Origin of the sequence: Clostridium sp. D46t1_190503_E9, from assembly GCF_015555225.1 — a bacterium.
Classification (GTDB): domain Bacteria; phylum Bacillota; class Clostridia; order Clostridiales; family Clostridiaceae; genus Clostridium.
Genome location: NZ_JADNKB010000001.1, coordinates 178,271 through 200,701 on the forward strand (window position 1 = coordinate 178,271; position 22,431 = coordinate 200,701).

The 22,431-nt window shown below is 25.4% G+C and carries 18 protein-coding genes and 1 riboswitch; of the genes, 5 read left to right on the plus strand and 13 right to left on the minus strand.

Annotation, left to right across the window (positions count from 1 at the left end):
• Positions 1–85 precede the first annotated feature (85 nt).
• Positions 86–883 carry a DUF368 domain-containing protein gene (locus I2E83_RS00790; RefSeq protein WP_195263036.1) on the minus strand — a complete coding sequence of 266 codons (798 nt, stop codon included), beginning with the start codon at positions 881–883 and terminating at the stop codon, positions 86–88.
• Positions 884–1,331: 448 nt separating this feature from the next.
• Here I2E83_RS00790 and I2E83_RS00795 point away from each other — a divergent pair, with 448 nt between their 5' ends.
• Together I2E83_RS00795 and I2E83_RS00800 are read left to right on the plus strand one after the other, a co-directional pair.
• Complete coding sequence (locus I2E83_RS00795; RefSeq protein WP_195428234.1) at positions 1,332–3,050, plus strand: ABC transporter ATP-binding protein; 1,719 nt, start codon at positions 1,332–1,334, stop codon at positions 3,048–3,050.
• A 16-nt stretch (positions 3,051–3,066) separates the two neighbouring features.
• Entirely contained in the window at positions 3,067–4,800 is a 1,734-nt protein-coding gene (locus I2E83_RS00800) for an ABC transporter ATP-binding protein (protein WP_195428236.1), read from the plus strand.
• 71 nt (positions 4,801–4,871) lie between these two features.
• On the opposite strand, the gene I2E83_RS00805 is transcribed toward I2E83_RS00800, so the two are convergent.
• The 5 genes from I2E83_RS00805 to I2E83_RS00825 all read right to left on the minus strand — a co-directional run bounded on the left by I2E83_RS00805 (position 4,872) and on the right by I2E83_RS00825 (position 9,266).
• Positions 4,872–5,366 (minus strand): hypothetical protein, encoded by a 495-nt coding sequence (locus I2E83_RS00805; protein ID WP_195428237.1) that lies wholly within the window; start codon positions 5,364–5,366, stop codon positions 4,872–4,874.
• A 5-nt stretch (positions 5,367–5,371) separates the two neighbouring features.
• Positions 5,372–5,782 carry a crosslink repair DNA glycosylase YcaQ family protein gene (locus I2E83_RS00810; RefSeq protein ID WP_243249522.1) on the minus strand — a complete coding sequence of 137 codons (411 nt, stop codon included), beginning with the start codon at positions 5,780–5,782 and terminating at the stop codon, positions 5,372–5,374.
• Positions 5,783–5,995: 213 nt separating this feature from the next.
• A complete protein-coding gene (locus tag I2E83_RS00815; protein ID WP_195263032.1) occupies positions 5,996–7,372 on the minus strand; it encodes a HAMP domain-containing sensor histidine kinase in 1,377 nt (458 codons plus the stop codon).
• A 4-nt stretch (positions 7,373–7,376) separates the two neighbouring features.
• Entirely contained in the window at positions 7,377–8,060 is a 684-nt protein-coding gene (locus I2E83_RS00820) for a response regulator transcription factor (RefSeq protein ID WP_195428239.1), read from the minus strand.
• Between the two features lie 15 nt (positions 8,061–8,075).
• Complete coding sequence (locus tag I2E83_RS00825; RefSeq protein ID WP_195428240.1) at positions 8,076–9,266, minus strand: hypothetical protein; 1,191 nt, start codon at positions 9,264–9,266, stop codon at positions 8,076–8,078.
• A 331-nt stretch (positions 9,267–9,597) separates the two neighbouring features.
• Between I2E83_RS00825 and I2E83_RS00830 the strand changes: the two genes are divergently transcribed.
• Positions 9,598–10,944: an MATE family efflux transporter gene (locus I2E83_RS00830; protein WP_195263029.1), complete on the plus strand. Its 1,347-nt coding sequence runs from the start codon at positions 9,598–9,600 to the stop codon at positions 10,942–10,944.
• A 60-nt stretch (positions 10,945–11,004) separates the two neighbouring features.
• Here I2E83_RS00830 and I2E83_RS00835 read toward each other — a convergent pair whose 3' ends face one another.
• From I2E83_RS00835 to I2E83_RS00850, 4 genes are all read right to left on the minus strand, one after another.
• The gene (locus tag I2E83_RS00835) at positions 11,005–11,460 is read right to left on the minus strand and encodes a GNAT family N-acetyltransferase (RefSeq protein ID WP_195263028.1); all 456 of its coding nucleotides are present in this window, start codon (positions 11,458–11,460) and stop codon (positions 11,005–11,007) included.
• Positions 11,461–11,541: 81 nt separating this feature from the next.
• On the minus strand, positions 11,542–11,886 hold the full coding sequence (locus tag I2E83_RS00840; RefSeq protein ID WP_195263027.1) for a phenylpyruvate tautomerase MIF-related protein: 345 nt from the start codon (positions 11,884–11,886) through the stop codon (positions 11,542–11,544).
• A 251-nt stretch (positions 11,887–12,137) separates the two neighbouring features.
• Complete coding sequence (locus tag I2E83_RS00845; RefSeq protein WP_195263026.1) at positions 12,138–12,617, minus strand: PTS sugar transporter subunit IIA; 480 nt, start codon at positions 12,615–12,617, stop codon at positions 12,138–12,140.
• A gap of 45 nt (positions 12,618–12,662) precedes the next feature.
• On the minus strand, positions 12,663–13,589 hold the full coding sequence (locus I2E83_RS00850) for a GNAT family N-acetyltransferase (protein WP_195428241.1): 927 nt from the start codon (positions 13,587–13,589) through the stop codon (positions 12,663–12,665).
• 232 nt (positions 13,590–13,821) lie between these two features.
• Here I2E83_RS00850 and I2E83_RS00855 point away from each other — a divergent pair, with 232 nt between their 5' ends.
• Positions 13,822–14,391: a serine/threonine protein kinase gene (locus I2E83_RS00855; RefSeq protein ID WP_195263024.1), complete on the plus strand. Its 570-nt coding sequence runs from the start codon at positions 13,822–13,824 to the stop codon at positions 14,389–14,391.
• A 264-nt stretch (positions 14,392–14,655) separates the two neighbouring features.
• Here the strand turns inward: I2E83_RS00855 and I2E83_RS00860 are convergent, their stop codons facing one another.
• Complete coding sequence (locus I2E83_RS00860) at positions 14,656–15,768, minus strand: L,D-transpeptidase family protein (RefSeq protein WP_195428242.1); 1,113 nt, start codon at positions 15,766–15,768, stop codon at positions 14,656–14,658.
• A 324-nt stretch (positions 15,769–16,092) separates the two neighbouring features.
• Positions 16,093–16,194: riboswitch (TPP riboswitch) on the plus strand.
• A 62-nt stretch (positions 16,195–16,256) separates the two neighbouring features.
• Between I2E83_RS00860 and thiT the strand changes: the two genes are divergently transcribed.
• The gene (thiT, locus tag I2E83_RS00865; protein WP_195428243.1) at positions 16,257–16,901 is read left to right on the plus strand and encodes an energy-coupled thiamine transporter ThiT; all 645 of its coding nucleotides are present in this window, start codon (positions 16,257–16,259) and stop codon (positions 16,899–16,901) included.
• 196 nt (positions 16,902–17,097) lie between these two features.
• Here thiT and pulA read toward each other — a convergent pair whose 3' ends face one another.
• Together pulA and I2E83_RS00875 are read right to left on the minus strand one after the other, a co-directional pair.
• Positions 17,098–20,004 carry a type I pullulanase gene (gene pulA, locus I2E83_RS00870; protein WP_195263021.1) on the minus strand — a complete coding sequence of 969 codons (2,907 nt, stop codon included), beginning with the start codon at positions 20,002–20,004 and terminating at the stop codon, positions 17,098–17,100.
• Between the two features lie 353 nt (positions 20,005–20,357).
• On the minus strand, positions 20,358–22,418 hold the full coding sequence (locus I2E83_RS00875) for a hypothetical protein (protein ID WP_195428244.1): 2,061 nt from the start codon (positions 22,416–22,418) through the stop codon (positions 20,358–20,360).
• Positions 22,419–22,431: the final 13 nt, after the last annotated feature.

Below are 22,431 nucleotides of genomic sequence, written 5' to 3' on the forward strand. Positions count from 1 at the left end.
AATTTACCATTTTATAATCTTAATATTTCTTAATTTTTCTAAAACAAAAGATTGAGGTACTTACCTCAATCTTAATACTTCCTAATTATTCATTTCTACTAATATAATATGTAAATATAAATCCTCCAATTCCAAGAATTACACCTATTATACTACTTACTCCATCAATGCCTGGGAATACTGAAAATACTGAACCTAATATAAATCCAAATATTAATATATATGTTTGTTCTGGATACTTTAGTAATAACATTTCTATTATTTTAGCTGTTGCCAATGTTCCGACAATTCCGCCTATTGCTATTGGTATTAAAACTGGTATATTCATTTGAACTACAGCTGTTATAACTGTATTGTACAAACCTAAAACATATAGCATAAATGAACCACTTATACCTGGTAAAATAAGAGCTACTGCTACTACTACCCCACCAATAAAAAGCCATAAGAAGCTCCCTAAACTTAATGAAGTAATTATTGCTGATGCATCATTATTTGGACTACCCATCATTAAAACTATTATTATACCAGCAACTAAATATAAAAGACTACTTTTCTTAAATCCTTTAACTGTTGCTTTTCTAAACATAAGCGGTGCCCCACCTAATATTACACCAATAAATAAATATCCAACTGGAATAGGAAAATTATCAAATAATGTTTTAACTATATTACTAAATAAGAATATTCCTACAACTGCCCCAATTCCTACCTGCATCAATATCTTATATTGATTTTTAAAATCTTTAATAATATTATTTACTGCATGAAGTAGCTTATCATATATTCCAAGGATCATTGCAATAGTTCCACCACTAACTCCAGGAACAATTTGCGATATACTAATTGCCACTCCTTTAAAAAAATTTTTTAAAAAATCCATTTTCACACCTCTATCGAAAATTATATTGTATTGTTTCCCATACTAGCATATTCTATACAAAAAAGTCAAAAGCCTTAACATATATTTAACATAAGTATTTATTATTTTATATCAATATAAATTTGTATGCTTATTTAATATACTACTATTTTATAAGATATTGACACATGTATTCTAGCTACCACATAATGTTATTTTAAATTATACCATTGGTATTTATAATTTAATACACTAATTATCCTAAAGAAAATAAACATTAAAGAAAATTATTCTAAAGAATTTCTTAAGATGTATAAAACTATAGAAAATTAAATACTAAACTATAATTTTACATACCTAATATTTTATTAGTTTATCTCATTTTTAGAAACTATAATATACTTTCATTATTAGGACTTAATGTTATAATAATGTTTAAGTTTAAAATTATAACAAAGGACTGATAATATTGATAAAACTAATACAATTCATGAAAGATTACAAAAAAGAAGCTATACTTGGTCCAATATTCAAATTAATAGAAGCAATTCTAGAATTATTTGTTCCTATAGTTATGGCTAAAATAATTGATGTAGGCGTAAGAAATAATGATATAGTTTATATTCTTAAAATGGGTGGTGTACTTATTCTTCTCGGAGCTAGTGGGCTTGGATTCGCTTTAATTTGCCAGTATTATGCTTCTATAGCCTCTCAAGGTGTTGGTACTTCAATTAGAAGTGCTCTATTTAAGCATATAAATAGTTTTTCTCATGCTGAAATTGATAAAATAGGTACTCCAACATTAATCACTCGTTTAACCAATGACATAAATCAAATACAAACCGGTGTAGCTATGATGATTAGATTGGGATCTAGAGCTCCCTTTATAATAATTGGCTCAACTATAATGGCAATAGCTTTAGATTTAAAGCTTTCTATTATCTTTATAATCACAACTCCGCTTATTGCACTTGTGATTTACTTTGTAATGAGTAAATCTCTTCCTTTATACAAAATAATTCAAAATAAACTTGATAATATTTCTTTAATAACTAGAGAAAATCTTGATGGTACAAGAGTTATTAAAGCTTTTTCTAAGGAAGAAAGTCAAAAGTTAAGATTTAATGATGCTAGCAATGATTTAAGTAATACCTCTATAAATGTAGGAAAGATGTCTGCTCTTCTTAATCCAATTACATATATAATTATGAATTTATCTATAGTTGCTATATTATGGTTTGGTGGAATCAGAGTAAATTCAGGTTCATTGACTCAAGGTGAAGTAATAGCATTTGTTAATTATATAACTCAAATTCTTCTTGCCTTAATAGTTTTTGCTCAATTAATAGTTACCCTTACTAAAGCATCTACATCAGCTAATAGGGTAAATGAAATTTTAGAAATTAAATCTACAATAACAGAAAACAGTATTGTTAAGTCTTATAGGTTTTCATCAGCTCCAATTATTGAATTTAAAGATGTTTTCTTTTCATATGCTGACTCTAATGAATATTCATTAAGTAATATATCATTAACTATTAATAAAAACGAAACTATTGGAATTATAGGTGGTACCGGTTCTGGAAAATCTACTCTAGTAAATTTGATCCCAAGGTTTTATGATGCTACAAAAGGGCAAGTACTTATAAATGGAACAGATGTTAAAGATTATTCATTAAAAACTCTTAGAAACTTAATAGGTATAGTTCCTCAAAAAGCTGTTTTATTTAAAGGTAAATTAATAGAAAATTTAAGATGGGGAAATAAAGATGCCACTATTAAGGACATTGAAGATTCATTAGAAATTTCTCAATCATCATCTTTTGTCCAAGCTTTACCTGAAAAATATGATACAAATATACTTCAAGGCGGTAAAAATTTATCTGGTGGTCAAAGGCAAAGACTTACAATTGCAAGAGCTTTAGTTTTAAAACCTAAAATTTTAATATTAGATGATAGCTCAAGTGCTTTAGATTTTGCTACAGATGCAAGCCTAAGAAAAGCCTTAAAAGAAAAAGTTAAAGATACTACAGTGATAATGGTATCTCAAAGAGCTAGTAGTATTAAAAATGCAGATAAAATAATAGTTCTAGATAATGGTGAAATAGCAGGTATCGGCAACCATGATTATCTAATTAACAATTGCGAAGTATATAAAGAAATTTATTCTTCTCAATTAAAAAATTAGGAGGTGACTTCATATTATGAATATTTCATTAGTAAAAAGAATTTTAAGATATACTAAATCTTATAATAAATATATAATTCTTGCTTTTTTTAGTGCAATAATTAATATAACTCTTACACTTTTAACTCCAATTATTATCGGTGAGGGAGTAGATTTAATAATCGGTCCAGGTAATGTTAGCTTTAATGGATTATTTAAAATACTAATTCCCCTTTCATTAACAGTTATATTTTCTTCCATTTTCCAGTTTATTATGACTAGATGTACTAATATTGTGAGCTATAAAACTATTAAGGATATAAGAATCGATGTATTTAATAAAATCAATGCTTTACCATTAAAATATATAGATAGTACTTCTCATGGATCTATTATAAATGGAGTAATTAATGATATAGAAATTGTATCTGATGGTCTTTTACAAGGATTTTCGCAACTTTTTACAGGAATAGTAACTATAATTGGAACACTAATATTTATGATCTCCATAAATATTAAAATCGCTCTTATAGTAGTTGTAATTACTCCACTATCCTTATTTACAGCTTCTACTATAGCTAAACATTGCCATTCTATGTTTAGAAAGCAATCTCAAGTCCGTGGTGAGCTAAGTGGATATGTTGAAGAAATGATAGGAAATCAAAAAGTAGTTAAAGCATTTTCATTTGAAGAACGATCACAAGAAACTTTTGAAGAAATAAATAAAAGATTATATAAATACGGACAAAAGGCTCAGTTTTATTCAGCATTAACTAATCCTTGTACAAGATTTGTTAATGGAATAGTTTATGCAGCAGTAGGAATAATTGGTGCTGTTAGTGCTATTAATGGTGCTATAACAATAGGTCAGCTTTCATCATTCTTAAGTTATGCTAATCAATATACTAAACCATTTAATGAAATATCAGGTGTTATTACAGAACTTCAAGCTGCCTTTGCATCTGCAAGTAGGATTTTTAAAATTTTAGATGAAAAAGAAGAAATTCCAGATCCTAAAGATTTAACTATTCTAAATTCTTGTGAAGGATATATAGATATAAATGATGTTTCATTTTCATACAGTAAGGATAAAAAGTTAATTGAAAACTTCAATTTAAAAGTTAAACCTGGAGATAAAATAGCAATAGTTGGTCCAACTGGTTGTGGAAAAACTACACTAATTAATTTACTTATGAGATTCTACAACATAAATTCTGGAGAAATTAAAATAGATAATATTAATATAGATGATATTACTAGAAATAGTACAAGAGGTTTATACGGAATGGTCCTTCAAGATACATGGTTATATTCTGGAACAGTTAGAGAAAATATAGCTTATGGAAAGCCTGGTGCGTCTTTTGAAGAAGTAATAGCAGCTGCCAAAAATGCTCATGCTCATAAATTTATAATGAATTTACCTAATGGCTATGATACTATCCTTACTGACGATAATTCTTTATCCCAAGGTCAAAAGCAGTTACTATGCATTGCTAGAGTTATGTTATCTAAGCCACCAATGCTTATTTTAGACGAAGCCACTAGTAGCATAGATACACGTACAGAAATTTATATTCAAAAAGCTTTTAATAAATTAATGGAAGGTAGAACAACTTTTATTGTAGCTCATAGACTTTCAACTATACGTGAAGCAGATTTGATTCTTGTTATGAATAATGGAAAAGTTATAGAACAAGGTACTCATGATGAACTATTAAATAAAGGTGGATTCTATGCTAATTTATATAATAGTCAATTTGCTTTATCTTAAAAATAATGAGTGGTACTAAGAAGTACTTCTTAGTACACACTTTAAACATTTAATTATTAATTTAAATTATTTTAGTTGTATATTGTTATATTTTCAATTTCTACTTTCTTATTTTTAAATTTTTCATTATCACATTTAGTAAATATATCAACACTATATTCTTTATCTTCTTTAAATATTAAGGTTTGATTATTATCTAATGTCATGGTTAGTGGAAAATCTCTTATTATATATTCTTTAAAAATTTTCTTTATTAATTCTATATCATTAGTAGTAATTGGGCCCTTTACTATAATCTTCTCTATTCCTAAAATTTCATTATCTATACTATTTGGAACCATATATTCTTCCATAAACTTACGTGATTTATCATCTTTCATCTCTTGTAAACCAATTTGGAGTGGAATCCCATCCAAAAAGTTAACATAACTATTTCTCCAAGGCATTGTTCTCGTAAATAAATTAAAGAACCATTTAAATTTTAAAAACTCTGGCTTTGAAATATTTATATTTCTATTTTTAAATATATCATAAATCTTATCAAGACTATTTGTATCTATCATCAAACAAACTAAGCCCCTATGTATTCTTTTACTAAATCAACATAGTTTATTGCATCAATTGAATTTCTATGTCTTAGTACATTTTCAACTTCCTTTTTTCTTTCTGATCTTACTCTCTTAAAATACTGCCAATCTTCAGCAGAATAAATAGCCATCATTTTATCCCATCCATCTATTAACTCCCTTTTCTTATAAAGCAAATCCTCTAGCATTATAGGATCATAATCTTCAATTCTCGATTGCATAACAAGATCTGCATTTCTTCCTACAACATTTAATGGGTCATATTGAACACATCCTACTCTTTTTATAAAATCTTTAATCCCTTCTTCTCCAATAAAAGTATTAGTAGTATATAGCCCTTGATATACTACTAGGAATTTTCTTAGATCTTCCTTTGATATGGTAATTGCTTTCATATTTTCACCTCTCAAAAACCTTATGCTTTCTTAATTTAAATCCATATAACATGACAATAATTAAGCTTATTTTTGTAGTTAAATTTATTCGATAACTATACATTTCAAACACATATTTTATAAATATAGTTTAACATATTTTTACAAAACAATATCTCTTTATTATAAAAAACCTATGCATTTATTTATTTTTACTTTTGCACAGGCTTAATTTTATATATTTAATATTAAGGTGAATATAATATCATTATCTATAAATTCATAATTCAAACTCCATTCATTTTCTTTAGCAAGTTCACTACATAAATATAGACCAAGACCTGAACTACTCACTTCTTTAGATATATCATCGTAATAATTGTATTTTTTAAATGGTTCAAATAACCTATCCTTTATATCAATAGGAATTTCTAAACAATTATTCTTTAATTTTAATACTATATTTTCATTTTCCTTATATAATTTAATTGAAATCTCATTAGAATCTGAGTATTTTATGCTATTATCTAAAAGATTTAAAATAATTTGTTCAAAGTCTTCTAAAACTCCATATATCATAATTTCTTCTAACTCTTCTTTTATATAAAGATCTTTATTTTTTAACCTTAATTCTAAATCCTCTATTATTTCTTTTATTATATTAGTTAATGAAAATTCACTCTTATTTTTACCTTTACTTATTTTACCTCTTGAACTTTCTAAAATCTTCTCTACTAACTTTTTCATCTTTTCACATTCAAGAACTATTCTATTACTTGCTCTTTTTAAAAATTCCTCATCAATTTCTTTTATATCTTCGTCTCTTATTATTTGAGAATATAAAGAAATAGCTGTAACTGGAGTCTTTAGTTCGTGAGTTGCATTATTAAAAAATTCTATTAGAGCTTTTTCTTGATTATTAATTTGATTTTTCATAGAATTATAAGTTCTAGTCAAATCTGCTATCTCATCTTGTGTATTTATCTCTATATCTTTAATATCTTTTCCTAATTTAAATTCCTTCATAGAAGTGGTTAAATCTCCAAGTGGTTTTGTAACCTTCTTAATTATAAAAGATATAACATATATAATTGTTAAGATAGCAACTACTTGACCAAAAATGATAATTCCTATTGTCTTTATCATTTCATTATACTTAATTGTATAATCTTTTTGTATTATTAAATTACCACTAAAGCTATCATTAATATATAATGGATAATTATAAGTTACAAAATAAGAGTTATTTTCATGTTTAAATTTGATTACTGATTTAATATTATTACTTTCTTTAACTATATCAATTATTTCTTCATTATTTATAACTTTTCCTATTGATTGATTTATATTTCCATAATCATCAGATATAGTAACATATCCTTGTGTTATTTCATTAATTGGTGATAATGCTTTCCAAATAGGTTCTTCTATTATTTCATTTTGTCTAATTATATTTAAAGAAGTTAATTTAATCTTATTCATTTCTTCTATAATATCATTTTTAAAAGACTTATCTAAAAATAATGAAATAAATATGGTAAATATTGTATTTATCGTTACCACTGATACTATTGTCCCAATTAAAAGCTTACCTCTTAAGGTTTTACTCAAAACATCACCTCATTATATATCCTATTCCAAACACTGTTTCTATAATAGAATTATCTTTATCCTCATTAAGCTTTTCTCTTAGCCTTCTTATATGAACATCTACAGTTCTCGTATCACCTTCATAATCATATCCCCATACTTTATCTAATAAATCATTTCTTGAAAATACAATTCCTTTATTTTCATATAGAAAATTTAATAAATCAAACTCCTTTCTTCTAAGAATAACTCCTTCCCCATCTTTTATTACGCTTCTTTCTTTTGTATTAATTTGTATAATTTCATTTTTCTTATCTCCATCTAAGAAATTATTTTCTACTAGTCTTTTTTCATTTCTTCTAAATATAACTTTTATTCTAACCAGTACTTCTTTGATTTCAAAAGGTTTTACTATATAATCATCAGCACCAAGTTCCAACCCAAGTATCCTGTCTATTATTTCTCCTCTTGCAGTTAACATTATTACATAAGTGCTTTTAGATATTTCCTTACAAACATCAAAGCCATCTATATCAGGTAACATTAAGTCTAATAATACTAAATTAGGCTCAAACTCTCTAACTTTTTCTAATGCATCTCTTCCTTTAAATACACTTCTTACATCATAACCTTCTTTTCTAAGTGCAAATGTTACTGCATCATTTATTGAATATTCATCTTCAACTACTAATATTTTTTTCTTTCCCATAGTTCCCCCATAAATTTACTTTTCTTCGATTTCTAAAAAGAAATATTTAGAGTCTTTTAAAATTGACTTTGCTCCTTCTGAATGATCAAAGGCTTCTAATGCAAAGAAAATACTACTTTCATCTTTATTTGCTTTTACCGTAAGACTATCGTAATTTTCTAATCCTGCTAATCTATAAATCAAATCAAATTCATAATTGTCATTTATTTTCGCAAGATAAACCTTATTATTAGTACTAACTAGAAAAAACTCGGTATCTTCAATTTGACTCTTTATAAATACTTCTTTATTCAAAAATATAAGTTCATCTGTTCTTATATTATATAATATATATTCAAACCTCTCATTACCTCTTACTTGAAAAATCAAATTATCTTCACTAATTATGTACCCATTGAACATAGGCTTTTTATTATCAAATAAACTTTCTATACCAATCTTTGAGATATTTATATACCCAAAATCTTCAAAATAAATCTTCCCATCTTTTAGAATTACTTTTTTTATTTTGCCTAAACTATCTAAAGCCATTAAAGATTTTTCTTTTTCATCATAGTAAAACTTATTAGGATTCGTTTTAATTATATCTGTTGTGTAATAAGTTTTATTTTTTATATCTACTATTAATATAGATTTTTCTTCTTTTGATTCATAGTTTTCCGTTACATTATTTATTTCTTCTATATAATAGTCATCCTTAATTTGAAAATAATCTTCATATCTATATTCAAATGAATCAATAACGTTATAATACATTTTGTCATATCCAACTAATTCAAATTTAACATTCTTTTCTAAATCCATATAATAAAAAGTATTATCTCTTGTATGAAGTCCTTCACTATACAAACCTTTGTATAATTTACCTCCTCTTCTTCTGATAAAATTTGCACCTTCCTTTGAAAACCATTTGTTTTCTTCCTTAACCAATACTCCATCCTCATTTAATATATATGGAACTCTTACTTCGTTATCATTAACAGTTCCTTGCTTTCTAGTGTCTAAAATTCCATTAACTCCATCATCATCATAAAAAAGCGGCTCAAAAGCTCTATCATCATAATTTATATTTACATTTCTTTCTGTAATTTTATATTTATTTAACACTTCATTATCCTTAGTATTTTCTTCTAAGATTTTTGTGTTATTGCAACTAACTGTAAATACAGATAAGCTAGCCAAAATAAACAAAAATATTCTTTTCATAATAAAAAACCTCCATGTACTATTTTATTATATATTACATAGAAGTTTTTACATAGTTTATTTAAGTTGTTACAAAGTTGTTAAATTTAAAAATTCTTTTATACTTTTATATATTTTAAATAAAAATTTATATTTTTATATAATCATTATTTTACTTTTCTTCTAATTATATAATATTTATTTATATTAAAAATTCACATTTATTTTCTAAATTTGAAATAAAGTTGATAATAATTATTTATAATGCTATTATTGTAAATGTTTGTACAATTAATGAAATTAGTAAGGCATATTTAGTTTATTATAGATATGTATATGGAGGGGATTATTTATGACAAAAGATATGACAACAGGAAATCCTGTAAAACTTATTTTAACATTTTCTATTCCTTTACTTATAGGCAATATATTTCAACAGTTTTATAGCATGGCTGACACTATAATAGTTGGTCGCTATCTAGGTGTAAATGCATTGGCTGCAGTCGGATCTACTGGTGCTATGGCTTTTTTAGTTAATGGTTTTGTTATTGGACTAACTAGTGGTTTTGCAGTTTTAGTTTCACAAAGATTTGGTGCTAATGATGAAGAAGGTGTAAAGAAAGCTTACGCTAGTTCTTTAATTTTATCTGCCATCATGACTATAGTAGTAACTATTATCAGCATTGCTTCTGCAAAACCATTACTTCAACTTATGAATACACCTGCTGATATTATGGATGAAGCATTAGCATATATAATAGTAATTTATGCTGGTAATATAGCAATAATATTTTATAATATGTTTGCAAGTATTTTAAGAGCTTTAGGTGATAGTAAAACGCCTCTATACTTCTTAATTATAGCTTCAATCCTAAATATAATTTTAGATATTGTGTTTATTGTTAATTTTTCAATGGGAGTAGCTGGAGCTGCTTATGCCACTATTATTTCTCAATCAATATCAGCTATATTATGTGCATTATATATAATTAAAAAATTCCCTATATTGAGATTACAAAGTAGGCATTGGAAAATCAGAAAAAACTATGTTAAAAGCCAATTAAGAATTGGTATCCCAATGGCACTTCAATTTTCAATAACAGCTGCTGGTGCTATGATTCTCCAAGGTGCTTTAAATAATTTTGGTTCTAAAATAATAGCTTCATACACTGCTGCATCTAAAGTTCAACAACTAGTTATGCAACCTGCCGTTACATTTGGTGTTGCTATGGCTACTTATTCTGGACAAAATCTTGGTGCTGGAAGAATAGATCGTATTAAAGAAGGAGTTAAAAAATGTACCATTATTAGTATTATTGTAAGTATAATATCCACAATTGTTGTAGTTACATTTGGTGGTACCTTTACAAAGTTATTTATTGATGGAAGTGATTTAGAAGTAATAGAATACGCAAGGCATTACTTAAATACAGTTTCCATATTTTATATACCTTTAGGATTAATTTTTATATATAGAAATACTCTTCAAGGAATTGGAGATAGCTTTGTACCTATGATGGCTGGAGTTGCGGAAATGATAGCTAGAACAGTTGTTGCATTTACATTGCCAAGCTTAATAGGATTTACTGGAATTGCTTTAGCTGATCCTGCTGCTTGGTTTGCCGCTGCTATTCCCCTTGGAATTACTTATTTTAAAAGAATTAACGTAATTTTAAAAGAAAAGCAATTAGCTGAATAGAAAAAACAAAAGAAAATTTCTAATAAATCATGCTACATTTATTAGAAATTTTCTTTTACTTTAGTTATTATATTTAATATTTCTTAGCATTTCTATGTGAGGTATATCATCTTCTAAATATGCATTAGAAACTTCTATAAATCCTAAGCTTTTATAAAAATCTTTTATGTAAACTTGTGCAGATATTCTAATTGGACTTTCACCATAAGTATTATTAATAAATTCTAAAGCCTTTTTCATAGCTTTTCTACCTAAATCTCTACCCCTATATTTTTCATCTACTACTACCCGTCCAATAGACACTTCATCATAAGAAACACCTTTCTTAAGTATTCTTAAATATGCCACTGTACTATTATCATCAGTACAGAATAAATGATATGCCTCTAAATCTTTATAATCGCAATCTTGATAAATACATTCTTGTTCTATAACAAAAACTTTATTCCTTAAAGCTAGTATACTATAAAGCTCTTTAGTACTTAAATCCTCAAATTTTTTTATCTTCCATTCCATATTAACCACCCCCTAAACGACTTATTATTAGGTAATTAACTATAAAATTTATATTATATTTTATAATTAATATACAATCGCTTAAAAGTTAAAGCCATTAAATCCCCAGTTTTCTACTTGCTCATATTTAATATATATCGCATCTTTAGGGATATTTAACTCCTTTTCATATAAATCACAAATTTCCTTAGTTACTTTTTCTAAATCACTTTTTGAAGTTTCCCCAAAAATTTTCACCTCAACGAATGCTCCATATTTCAATTCTTCTCCTCTAAAATATAAAGAGTATTCATCTTGAAATCCTATCATAAGATAATTTTCACTTTTACCAGGAATTTTTGTAATTATATTTCCTAATTTAGTTTTTAATAATTCTTTTTCTTCTGAACTTAATTTCACAGTTACTTTTGAATCTATAAAAGGCATCACTTTCCTCCTTAATTTGCTTTATATATTTTCTTATATTGTAAGATACTAATTTATTAATACTTTCCTCATCAGTACCATATTTTATACTTTTAATTACTTTTTATACTATTCATAATATTTCCTTACTTTCTATAAACTTGATTATAGCATAATAAACTAGTTCATTAAAGAAGAGATTATTACAATTTAATGTATAGTCTCCTCTTCATGCAAATTAAAATGTTATTCAATAAATATATCTAAATATATTAATCCAGCTTTTCAGTTCCATCAATTAATGTATCTTTAAATACATCTTTTATATAATTAATCAATGCATTAATATCTGTAAATGTTTCTCCTGCCATTATAGCTTCTATTGTAATAGGTAAATTTACCCCTCCAAAAACACAATACTTTTCTTGATTATTAACTAAATTAATCATTACTCTATTAAAAGGTGTTCCTGCAAATAAATCACATAATACAATCACTTTATTATAAATACTTAAATTTAATAAGGAATCATTTAACTTCTTATCATAATCATTTATGCTGTCCCCTACAATAAAATCAACTACTTCTACATTATCATAATCACCATTTAAACACTTTAAAGCACTATACAAACCAGAAGCAAAGGTACCGTGTCCAGTTATTAAAAATCCTACAGATAATTTTTTTCTGTTACTAGAAACGATGTAATTATCAACTATATTATTAATATTATAAGTTATATTTGTATCCATTTACTCCTCACTAAAAATATTTATAGCCTACTATATTATATTTTATTAAGTATGTGAAGTTACAGGAAAAAGTATTTCTCCATCTCTAACCTTACCCTTGCAATTTTTTATAAATAAAGCATTATCATCATCTATAACATCTCTTGTAATAACTTTAAACTTATTAGATTCTGGTATAAAGTTAATCTTAATATTCTTATCATCACTTTCAATAACCCTAATTAATATATTATCAATATCTATAGGATTTTTACTTATAATATCATATATAATAACCTCATCATTTTTCCTTTCTAAAATAACTACAATATCATCATCTTGAAAATAATAAAGATTATTATTAAATATATAATTACAATATACTTTTAATGGCCATTCATCCTTTATTATTCCAAATTTATTTGATACAGGATATCTATCTTTACATAATCTTTCCATAATTATTTTATCTGTTGGCAATGATAAATTTAACCTTCTTACACTTGCAACATTTTTATACCCCATTTTTTTATAATTAATCTTCCTAGAATTTCTATTTCTTATATCATTCATGCTTATTTTATATTCAGTTTCATTTTTTCTATTGAATCCAAACTTAGTATAAAAATCTAAAACAGAATTATTAGCAAATAAATATATATAGTCTACCTTATTCTTATAATCTTTAAAGATTTCATTTATTAATCTTCTTATTAAGCCTTTATTTCTATAATTACTATCTGTCATAACAGTACCTAACTGAATTACTTTTTTTATTTCTCCGTCTTGCATTATTGTAAATTTATTTATAGAAACATTTGATATTACTTTTTCATTGTATATATAAGAATATGTAATATAATTCTCATTACAATACCCTTCTGCAAACCACAACTCGAAATTTAATCCAAATATATCTGAAGCTAAATTACTAAAACTTTTTCTATACTTCTTATTTTTACTAAAATTTTTAAATAAAACAAACTCATCCATTTTCTTATATCCTTCTCTTTAATAAAATCTTGATATAAACTTATAATTACTATTATAGTATTCTATAAATTAATTTTATTTCTATATTATTAGTAATTCCATACTTATATATATTAAATTATCTTTTATAATCTTAATATAAGTTTTGATTTCACTTACTTTTACATAATTTAATATCATATTATTTTTATTAGCATATAATATTTAAAAGCAATTAATAAAGTGTGATTTTATGAATTACCTATTAGAAATTCAAAACTGTAAATTATTAGGTTCCGGAGCTGAAGGCTCTGTTTACTTAACACCTGAAGGCTTTGCTCTTAAGACATTTAAAAATGTTAAAGCAGCTAAAAATGAAGAAGAAATACTTAGAAAAACTTTAGATAGTCCTTTCTTTCCAAATCCTTTATTAAGAGTAAGTAATATATTAGTGAGAGAATATGTAGGTGGAGAAAATCTTTTTGAATATATCTCTAAACATGGCCTAACTTATAATTTATCTATAGAAATTATAGATTTAATCGAGGACTTGAAAAGACTGAACTTTAAAAGAATTAACATAAGAAACGCTCATATATTTGTAAACTCAAAAGGTAAGATTATGGTTATAGATCCCAGAAAACCATATACTAAAGTAACACCATATCCTAAAGACATAATAAAAATACTAGCTAAACTTCATTTATTCGATAAGTTTTTAAAAGATGTTTTGGAATATAAACCAGAGCTGCTTCCTTATTGGACTTCTGCATATGATTATCTTGCATCTCCAAGGGAAAAGAGAATTTATCGATATGGTTAATCAAAATTAATCATTATATATTTATTTACATTTTATATATTTTATGGTAATATGTCTTTAATGGAATAAAGTATATATCTTGTACATTTTATCGTTATTTTTATAGTTGTTAAGCTGTAAATATAATCTTCAAATTATAGATAAAATTTTCTTTACTTAACTACAGTAGATACAATAGACATTCTTAAGCCCTTAATCTTATGAATTAATTATAAAAAATAAATGGTTAGTAAATATAAATTTTATATTTCTAACCATTTATTTTTAATAACTATAAAGCTCATTATAGCTTAAAGCTAACATTATTTTAGGATTATCTCCAGGATTTATCCATTGTAATATTTCCTTCATCTTACTTTGCTCAACTGCTACGCATCCCCAAGTAGGAACTCCAACATCTACGTGCAAAAATATAGCAGAACTTTTACCGCTTATAACAGGATACCTATTATAATCAATCACTAACGCATATTTGTATGAATTACTATGCTCTATTAAATACTCAGCTGAATTCCATCGTCCATTTGGCTCTCCAAATTGCATTGTATTATAATAAGGAGAGTTAACATCATCTACCCAATATTCTGACCCATCTAAAACTCGATATGGAACTCCACTTCCTGGGTTTTGGGCAGCTCCAAAAGCTTCTGTTAAACTATATACTCCAGTTGGGGTGCATAAGTCCATTTCATAAACATCATTTGCAGATTTCATTCCATTTTCTCCAAGTCTTGCAAACATACTATCATATTCATACCATTTTCCATTACTATCTTTTTGCCATAATACTAACTCTGCTGTACTACCACCTGTACTTACTACTGAAATTATTTGTCTGGAATTTTGTGCAACAGAAGTATTTGCAATTTTAGGCTCATTATTAGTAGAAACTGGTTGTTGTACATTGGTTCCGTTGCTTATATTTGATGTATTGGATTTATTTACAATATCTTCTTTTTTAGCATCTTCTTTTACTTCTTCTTCCTTTTTTTCACTTTCATCTTTTGATGCCAATTCTCTTTCATTTTCTTCTCTTATTCTTTCTTCTTCCGCATTTTTCTCTTCTTCTTCTTTAACTCGCTTTTCAACAGAAGATTTTAAATCACTCATCGTTTTTAAAGTCTCATTAGCTTCAATTAAATTTTTATCACTTATAGATTTATTAAAGCTTTCTTTTAATTTCATATAAAGTTCTTCTTCATCACTATTCATATTAGAAATTTTCAAAGAACTAAAAACTTTATTTACTTCTTCTATTTGCACATTTAAGTTTTTTTCTTTGCTAACCTTTACAAGGTAAGCTCCAGTACTGCCTAAAATAATAAGTGTTACTATAAGTAAAATACTTATTATCTTCATCTTTTTAGTTTTTATCATCTTCTTCCCCCATATAATAATTTTTTTTTGTTTAAATGTATTATAATAAACCCATTTCTTATAATACATTATTTTTTATTCTAAATAAATAGTTGATTCTTACAAAATTATTTTTTTAAAGCCTATTTACATATATTCTTTTAAAAGATTTATTCATAAATACCTTTATTTTTACTATAAGTAACATTAATCATTTTATAAAGTTATATATGTATATATTTTTATATTAAATTTTACAAATCTTCTATATAACTAAAATATTAAAACAATTAAATATTGACTTTTATAGCAAATTTATGTAAGCTTTACTTATAAATTAAATAATTTAAGTGCTAGGGGTGCCTTTTGGCTGAGAAATGATAATTCATTAACCCTCTTTTACCTGATCTGGATAATACCAGCGTAGGAAAGTCACGATGTACTTTTATAGGAATGATTATATCAAAGCTATAAGTATACCTCCTAGCAACTTTTAGGAGGTATTTTTTATGGATATTTTTATTAACACATTAAAAGAAGGTTTTACTGAAATCTTGAAAAACCCACTTTCTTTAGCTACACTTATTGGTGTAATAATATTAATATTATCACTTATTAGATTTAAGAAAATTAATCTAGATGCTAAAATTATATCTAGAATTGGTATTGCTTTAGCTCTTGCTACAATACTTCATCTTATAAAGATTGTGGATTTGCCTAATGGTGCTGGAAGTATTAACTTAGGGAGTATGGTTCCTATTTTAATTATCGCCTTTATGTATGGTCCTGAAATTGGTATGCTTACAGGATTTTTATTTGGAATTATATATTTGATTATAAGTCCTTATATACTCCATCCAATTCAAGTTCTTTTCGATTATCCTCTTCCATTTATGGCTATGGGAATTGCTGGATACTTTAAGAATAAAAAACTCTTAGGTATTTTCGTAGGCATGTTTATAAGATTTATATTTCACTTTATATCAGGCTTCTTATTCTTTGGACAGTTTGCCCCAGAAGGCTGGTCTCCTATGCTTTACTCCTTACTTGCTAATGGATTAGTGGTTGGAGGTAATTTCATTGTAGTATTAATAATTACAGCATTGCTACCAATAGATAGAATCATTGAAAAAAGTAGCAATTTCACAATATGAATTTTATAAATCATTATAAATATTATATTTTACTGTATTTATTTAATTATATACTTATGCATTAAAAACTTATTCTTAGTAATGATTGAATATTTTTATTAAATAGTGAATAATCGGTCAATTAAAAATGGAATAAGAGCTAATTATAATTAGCTCTTATTCCATTTTCTTCTCTAATTTCACTTGTATAAAACTACTATGAATATAAGACTAAAATTGAGTATGATTTCAACTTTGGCACTTCTGATGTTTTAACTGTCTTTATTATTTCTACTCCTGCTTTATTAAAATCAGCAATTATATTCCATTCCCCTTTTTTTGAAGCTGGTATATATTGATTTATATCATAGTCATCTATTGATGTTCCATTGTATACAACAATTAAATCATTAATATTTTGTTCTATATGGTTTAAATTTTTAAAATGCCATTTAATTACTCCAACCTTTTCTTCACCATTTAAAAAGCTAATTTCAATATTGTTTAACTCTTCTCTCTTTTCTAGTCTAAACGCTTTAAAATTCTTCCTAATTTCTATTAAGCCCTTCACATAGTTAAATACTTCAATATATTTTGCTTTATCTCTCCAAAATATTGCATTTATATTATCAGGACTCTTATAACTGTTATGATCACCATTTTTCGTTCTTAATATTTCAGCTCCACCCTGTATAAATGGTATTCCTTGTGATGTTAATATTATTGCAAGCGCTAATATATTTCTTCTCACCAAATGATTTTCAAATATATTTTCTTCTTTAATTTTTCTATAATCTTTCTCTTTAATGTCAGGTGTTAAACTTTTTTCAATTTGATCCCAAAGAGTATAATTATCATGTGCATCTACATAATTTATACTTTCTCTTGGATAATATGTCAATGTATTTATAGATCCTTTTAACCCTTCTATTATGCTCCATGCTGTAGCTCCATCATGTTGACTTCCATTGACAAATCCATTAGATGGGTTATTATTTCCTCTTATAAAATCTCTAAATGAATCATTAAATATGGAAAAATCTTCACCCCTTTGACTACCTTTATAAGTTCCATTTGTAAGTGATGACTCTCCACCTTTCCATGGCTCACCATAAATTAATATGCTTTCATCTATTTTCTTACTTTCTTTTACAACTTCCTTCATAGTATCAATGTCTATTAATTCCATAAGGTCAAATCTTAGTCCATCTATATTATAATCTTTTAACCAATGTTTTATAGAATCAATTATAAACTTTCTAACCATAGGTCTTTCGGTTGCTATTTCATTTCCACATCCTGATCCATTTGTAAATCTACCTCTATAATTAGTTCTAAAATAATATGCTGGAACTATATTATCTAAACTTCTTGTTTCCTGCATATGATTATAAACTACATCCATAACTACCCTTATTCCGTTTTTATGAAGATTTTTAATCATTTCCCTGAGCTCGATTATTCTCGAAATTGGATCATATGGATCACTTGAATAACTACCTTCAGGCGCATTGTAATTCTTAGGATCATATCCCCAATTTCTATTACCTTTTTTATTTGATTTTCTTTCATCAACTGAGCCAAAATCAAATACAGGTAACAGATGTATATGTGTTATTCCAAGTTCTTTTAAATGATCAATTCCTGTTTTTACAGTAATCTTTCTTTTCTTATCTTTATAAGAAGTTCCCTCTTTAGCTAATCCCAAATATTTACCTCTGATATTTTTATCTATTCCACTATCATCACTTATAGTAAAATCCCTTACATGTACTTCATAAATTACAGAGTCTTCTTTTCTTAAAAGCTGTGGTCTTTTGTCACATAACCATCCAAATGGCATTGATTTTACATTATTTATATCTACTAAAAATCCTTTTTCTCCATTTATTCCTACTGATACTGCATAGGGATCTACTGCATAATTTATCTTTATATATTCTAATCCATTTCTATCTATATCTTTGAAATATAGTTTATATAGATAAAAGCTACATTCATTTTTTTTTCTACTAATCTCAGTAAAATAAGTTCCGCTTTTTTCATCTTTATCCATATGATATATGTTTTTTTCACTTTCATTAATATCATACCAATTTTCATATAAACATAAATCTACCTTAAATGCTGTAGGAGCCCAAATTCTTAAATATATATTTTCCTCATCATATACAACTCCCATATCAGTTCCATCATAATAATAATTATCTAAAAAGTTTCTCATGGTTACTTTACAAGGTAAAAATGTATTACTAGCCCTTATTTCAACTAAATCACTTGGTGATATTTTGGCATCTAACTTTTTAAACTCAACCTTTTTAAATAATTTATCAATTACATACTCGCAATTTTCTTTTTTAATTCCATTAATGTATAGATAAAATTTAGTACCATCCAAAGGAGTTTTAGATAAAAATGCTGTAATGCTATCTTTATTATCCATTATTGCAATTTCAATCCTAGGCTTTATATATTCAATTACATCTTCTAAATTTGTTATAATTTTATTTTCTCCATAAACTATATAACAATTTTTTATTCCTTTTGGTATTTCAAATGTTGCTGTTTGCTCAGACCAATCATTTCCCCAGTTATCTCCCCAGGCTTTTCTTCTTGCAATTATATTTTCTTCCCTCACAAATGCACATCTACCAAAATCACTTTTATTTTGTAACTCAACTGCATATGAAACTCCATGATTTGAAAAGCTCCATAAATCCCACTTGTATCCATTTCCAAAATAATCGCCATCATTTTTTATGAAATGTATTAATGTTCCTTCTACTTCATTTAAAATAATAGAAAACTCTCTGCAGGCTCTTTCTCCTGTAATTTTATCTATACAAGTTACTTTAAGAGAGTTTTTATTTCTTAATAGTTTACTTATTTTAATTATATTATTTGAAAGCGTGATATCTTTTCCTAAATAATCAATTGTCCAATAAACATCTCTTATTTCTTTTATTCCAAATATCGATTCTTTTAATGCTACTAATTGTATTTCCTCACCTAAAAAAAATACATTACTAGATGCTTTTATTTCTAATGAGTTAATATTATATATTTTATTAGAGTTGTTATTGTTTATATAATTATGTGTTATATTATCGCTATAGCTTATCATTCCTTCAACTCCTAAAACCTTGCTATTATATTTTATTCATATAAATAATTATTGCCCCTACTTGTTTCTTCTTAATCATTAGTAAAATTTATTTGATTCATAAAATAATATTATTAGACTTTAATTTTATACTTCACCATTCATGAACTTTTTCATTATATATCCTACTAATTCTTGTATTAATTTGATATTGATTTGTGAAGATCACTAAGTTAATAATCCCAATAATTGTAATCAATATATAACTTACTTTAAATATAAAAGTCAAAAAATAAAAACTATATATATAATTTGTAGCTTACTTACATAAACATCAAATTCCTTTATAGTTTTTACTCATATCTTAATCCACACTATAATATTAAATCACAAAATTCAATTGCAACATTTAAATCATTTATTTGATAGTTTTCAATAGTCATATTTTTATTTAAATCTTGAAACATTAACTTTGGTAGTAATATTGTTAATTCATTTCCTTGAGAATATTTATTATTAATATATACTTTTCCATTATGAAGCTCTAATAAAGATTTAGCTATTGATAAATTCTTAGCATAAAATTTAAATGAGTAACTGTTAATATTATTTCTTAATGAATTAAATATACAATTATCAACATTATTTCCATTATATTTAAATTTAATTTTTACATAACTTTTTGTCTCTGAAATGCTTATAAATATATCGGAATTTTCTACTGATACCATTAATGTATTTGAAATAATACTTAGTATTATTTTTTCAATTAAATTTGGATCACACTTTATAATTAATTCTTCTATTTCTGTATCAAATATTAAGTTATTATTTTGAAGACTTGCATATTTTACAGTTTTTGATACAATGTCTTCAACTAAGTAAACTATATTATAATTTTTAAATTCCACCTTTAATTCATCTGCATCTATTTTTACTGCATCAATTAAATTATTTATAGTTTTTAATACCTTTAAACAATTTTTTGTAACTACAGAATTGTATTTTAAATAATACTCCTTTAATTCACAACTCCCAATATTACTCATATTATCTATTAATTGAATACAAGAATAAATTGAGTTAATTGGTTCTTTTAAATCATACGACAATTTCGAAAAAAACTTTTCTTTTATCTTATCATATGACTTTAGTTCATTATATCTAGCATTTATTTTAGTTACTTTTTTTTCATTTTCTATATTAATATCCTTCAAAATCGAATTGATTCTTTTTGCAATTATTAATGCTTTTTCATAGTCACCATTATTCTTATAAGCTAATTTAATACCATTATAGCATCTTAAAGTATATCTAATATTGAATTTGTAAGAGTTTCTTAATGCATCATTATAATACTCTAATGCTTTTAAATAATCTCCTTCTGAAAAACTAATATCTCCTTTTATTATTATTATCCAATAATATATGTCAGAGAACTTAAAATTTTTCTTATACTTAATATAGGTTTCTTCACTTTCCCTAATTAATCCTTTAACTATAGATAGATTTTCCCTTTTAGATACATCTTCTGCTATTTCAAGCATTATTTTTCTACATATTAATATATTTACTTTAACCTTAAACTGCTGTTGCTTTCTCTTATCTAACTTCTTTAAGATTTTATTAATATAAGCAAGCAATACTTCTATATCTTTATTTATTTTCTTCTCATTTATATATATTTCAAATATCTCTATAGCTAAAGATAATTTTGTCATTATATTCAATTTTTTTTCATACGTTTCTATAGTTTCAATAATTATTTCTCTCGCATCAGATAATCTGTTATCAATTACATAAATATCTTTCAAAAAACAAACTGTAAATGCAATTTCATCATATTTATTATTAAGCTTTGCATATTTCATAGCTTCCTTAAACATATTTTTAGCCGATTCATAATCTTTTATATAAATGTACACTTCACCAAGACAAACATAAATATTGAATACATCTTCGTCTTTTAACAAAGTTATCATTTCCCTAGTTTTCTTTAAATATTTTTTTATATAATAATTTTCTCTTCTTTTTAATGCTTCAGTGTACATTGTTGATAAATATAGCTGAATTAAATAATAATATGACTTTTCTTCTATAAAAATTTCTTCTGCTAAATTAAAATATTTCTTTTGAAGATAACTTTCATTAAGATCAGAATAACACTTAGTCATATATAAAAATATTTTTCCTCTTTCATGTAAATCATTTATCTTATTGCTACTTAAAGTTCTACTAAAAAATTTAGCTGCTCTTTTTTTGTCTTTTTCTAAATAATAATAAATAGCTTTTGCATATTGTACATATTCATATTTTTTTTCTTCTTCTATATAGATTTGTATATTGTCCTTAACTTTTTGCAAATCTTTATTCCTTAATATATTTAAATATCCATGATCTACATCATTTATTGACTTAGCAAATAATCCATCCATTCCTATAACCCCT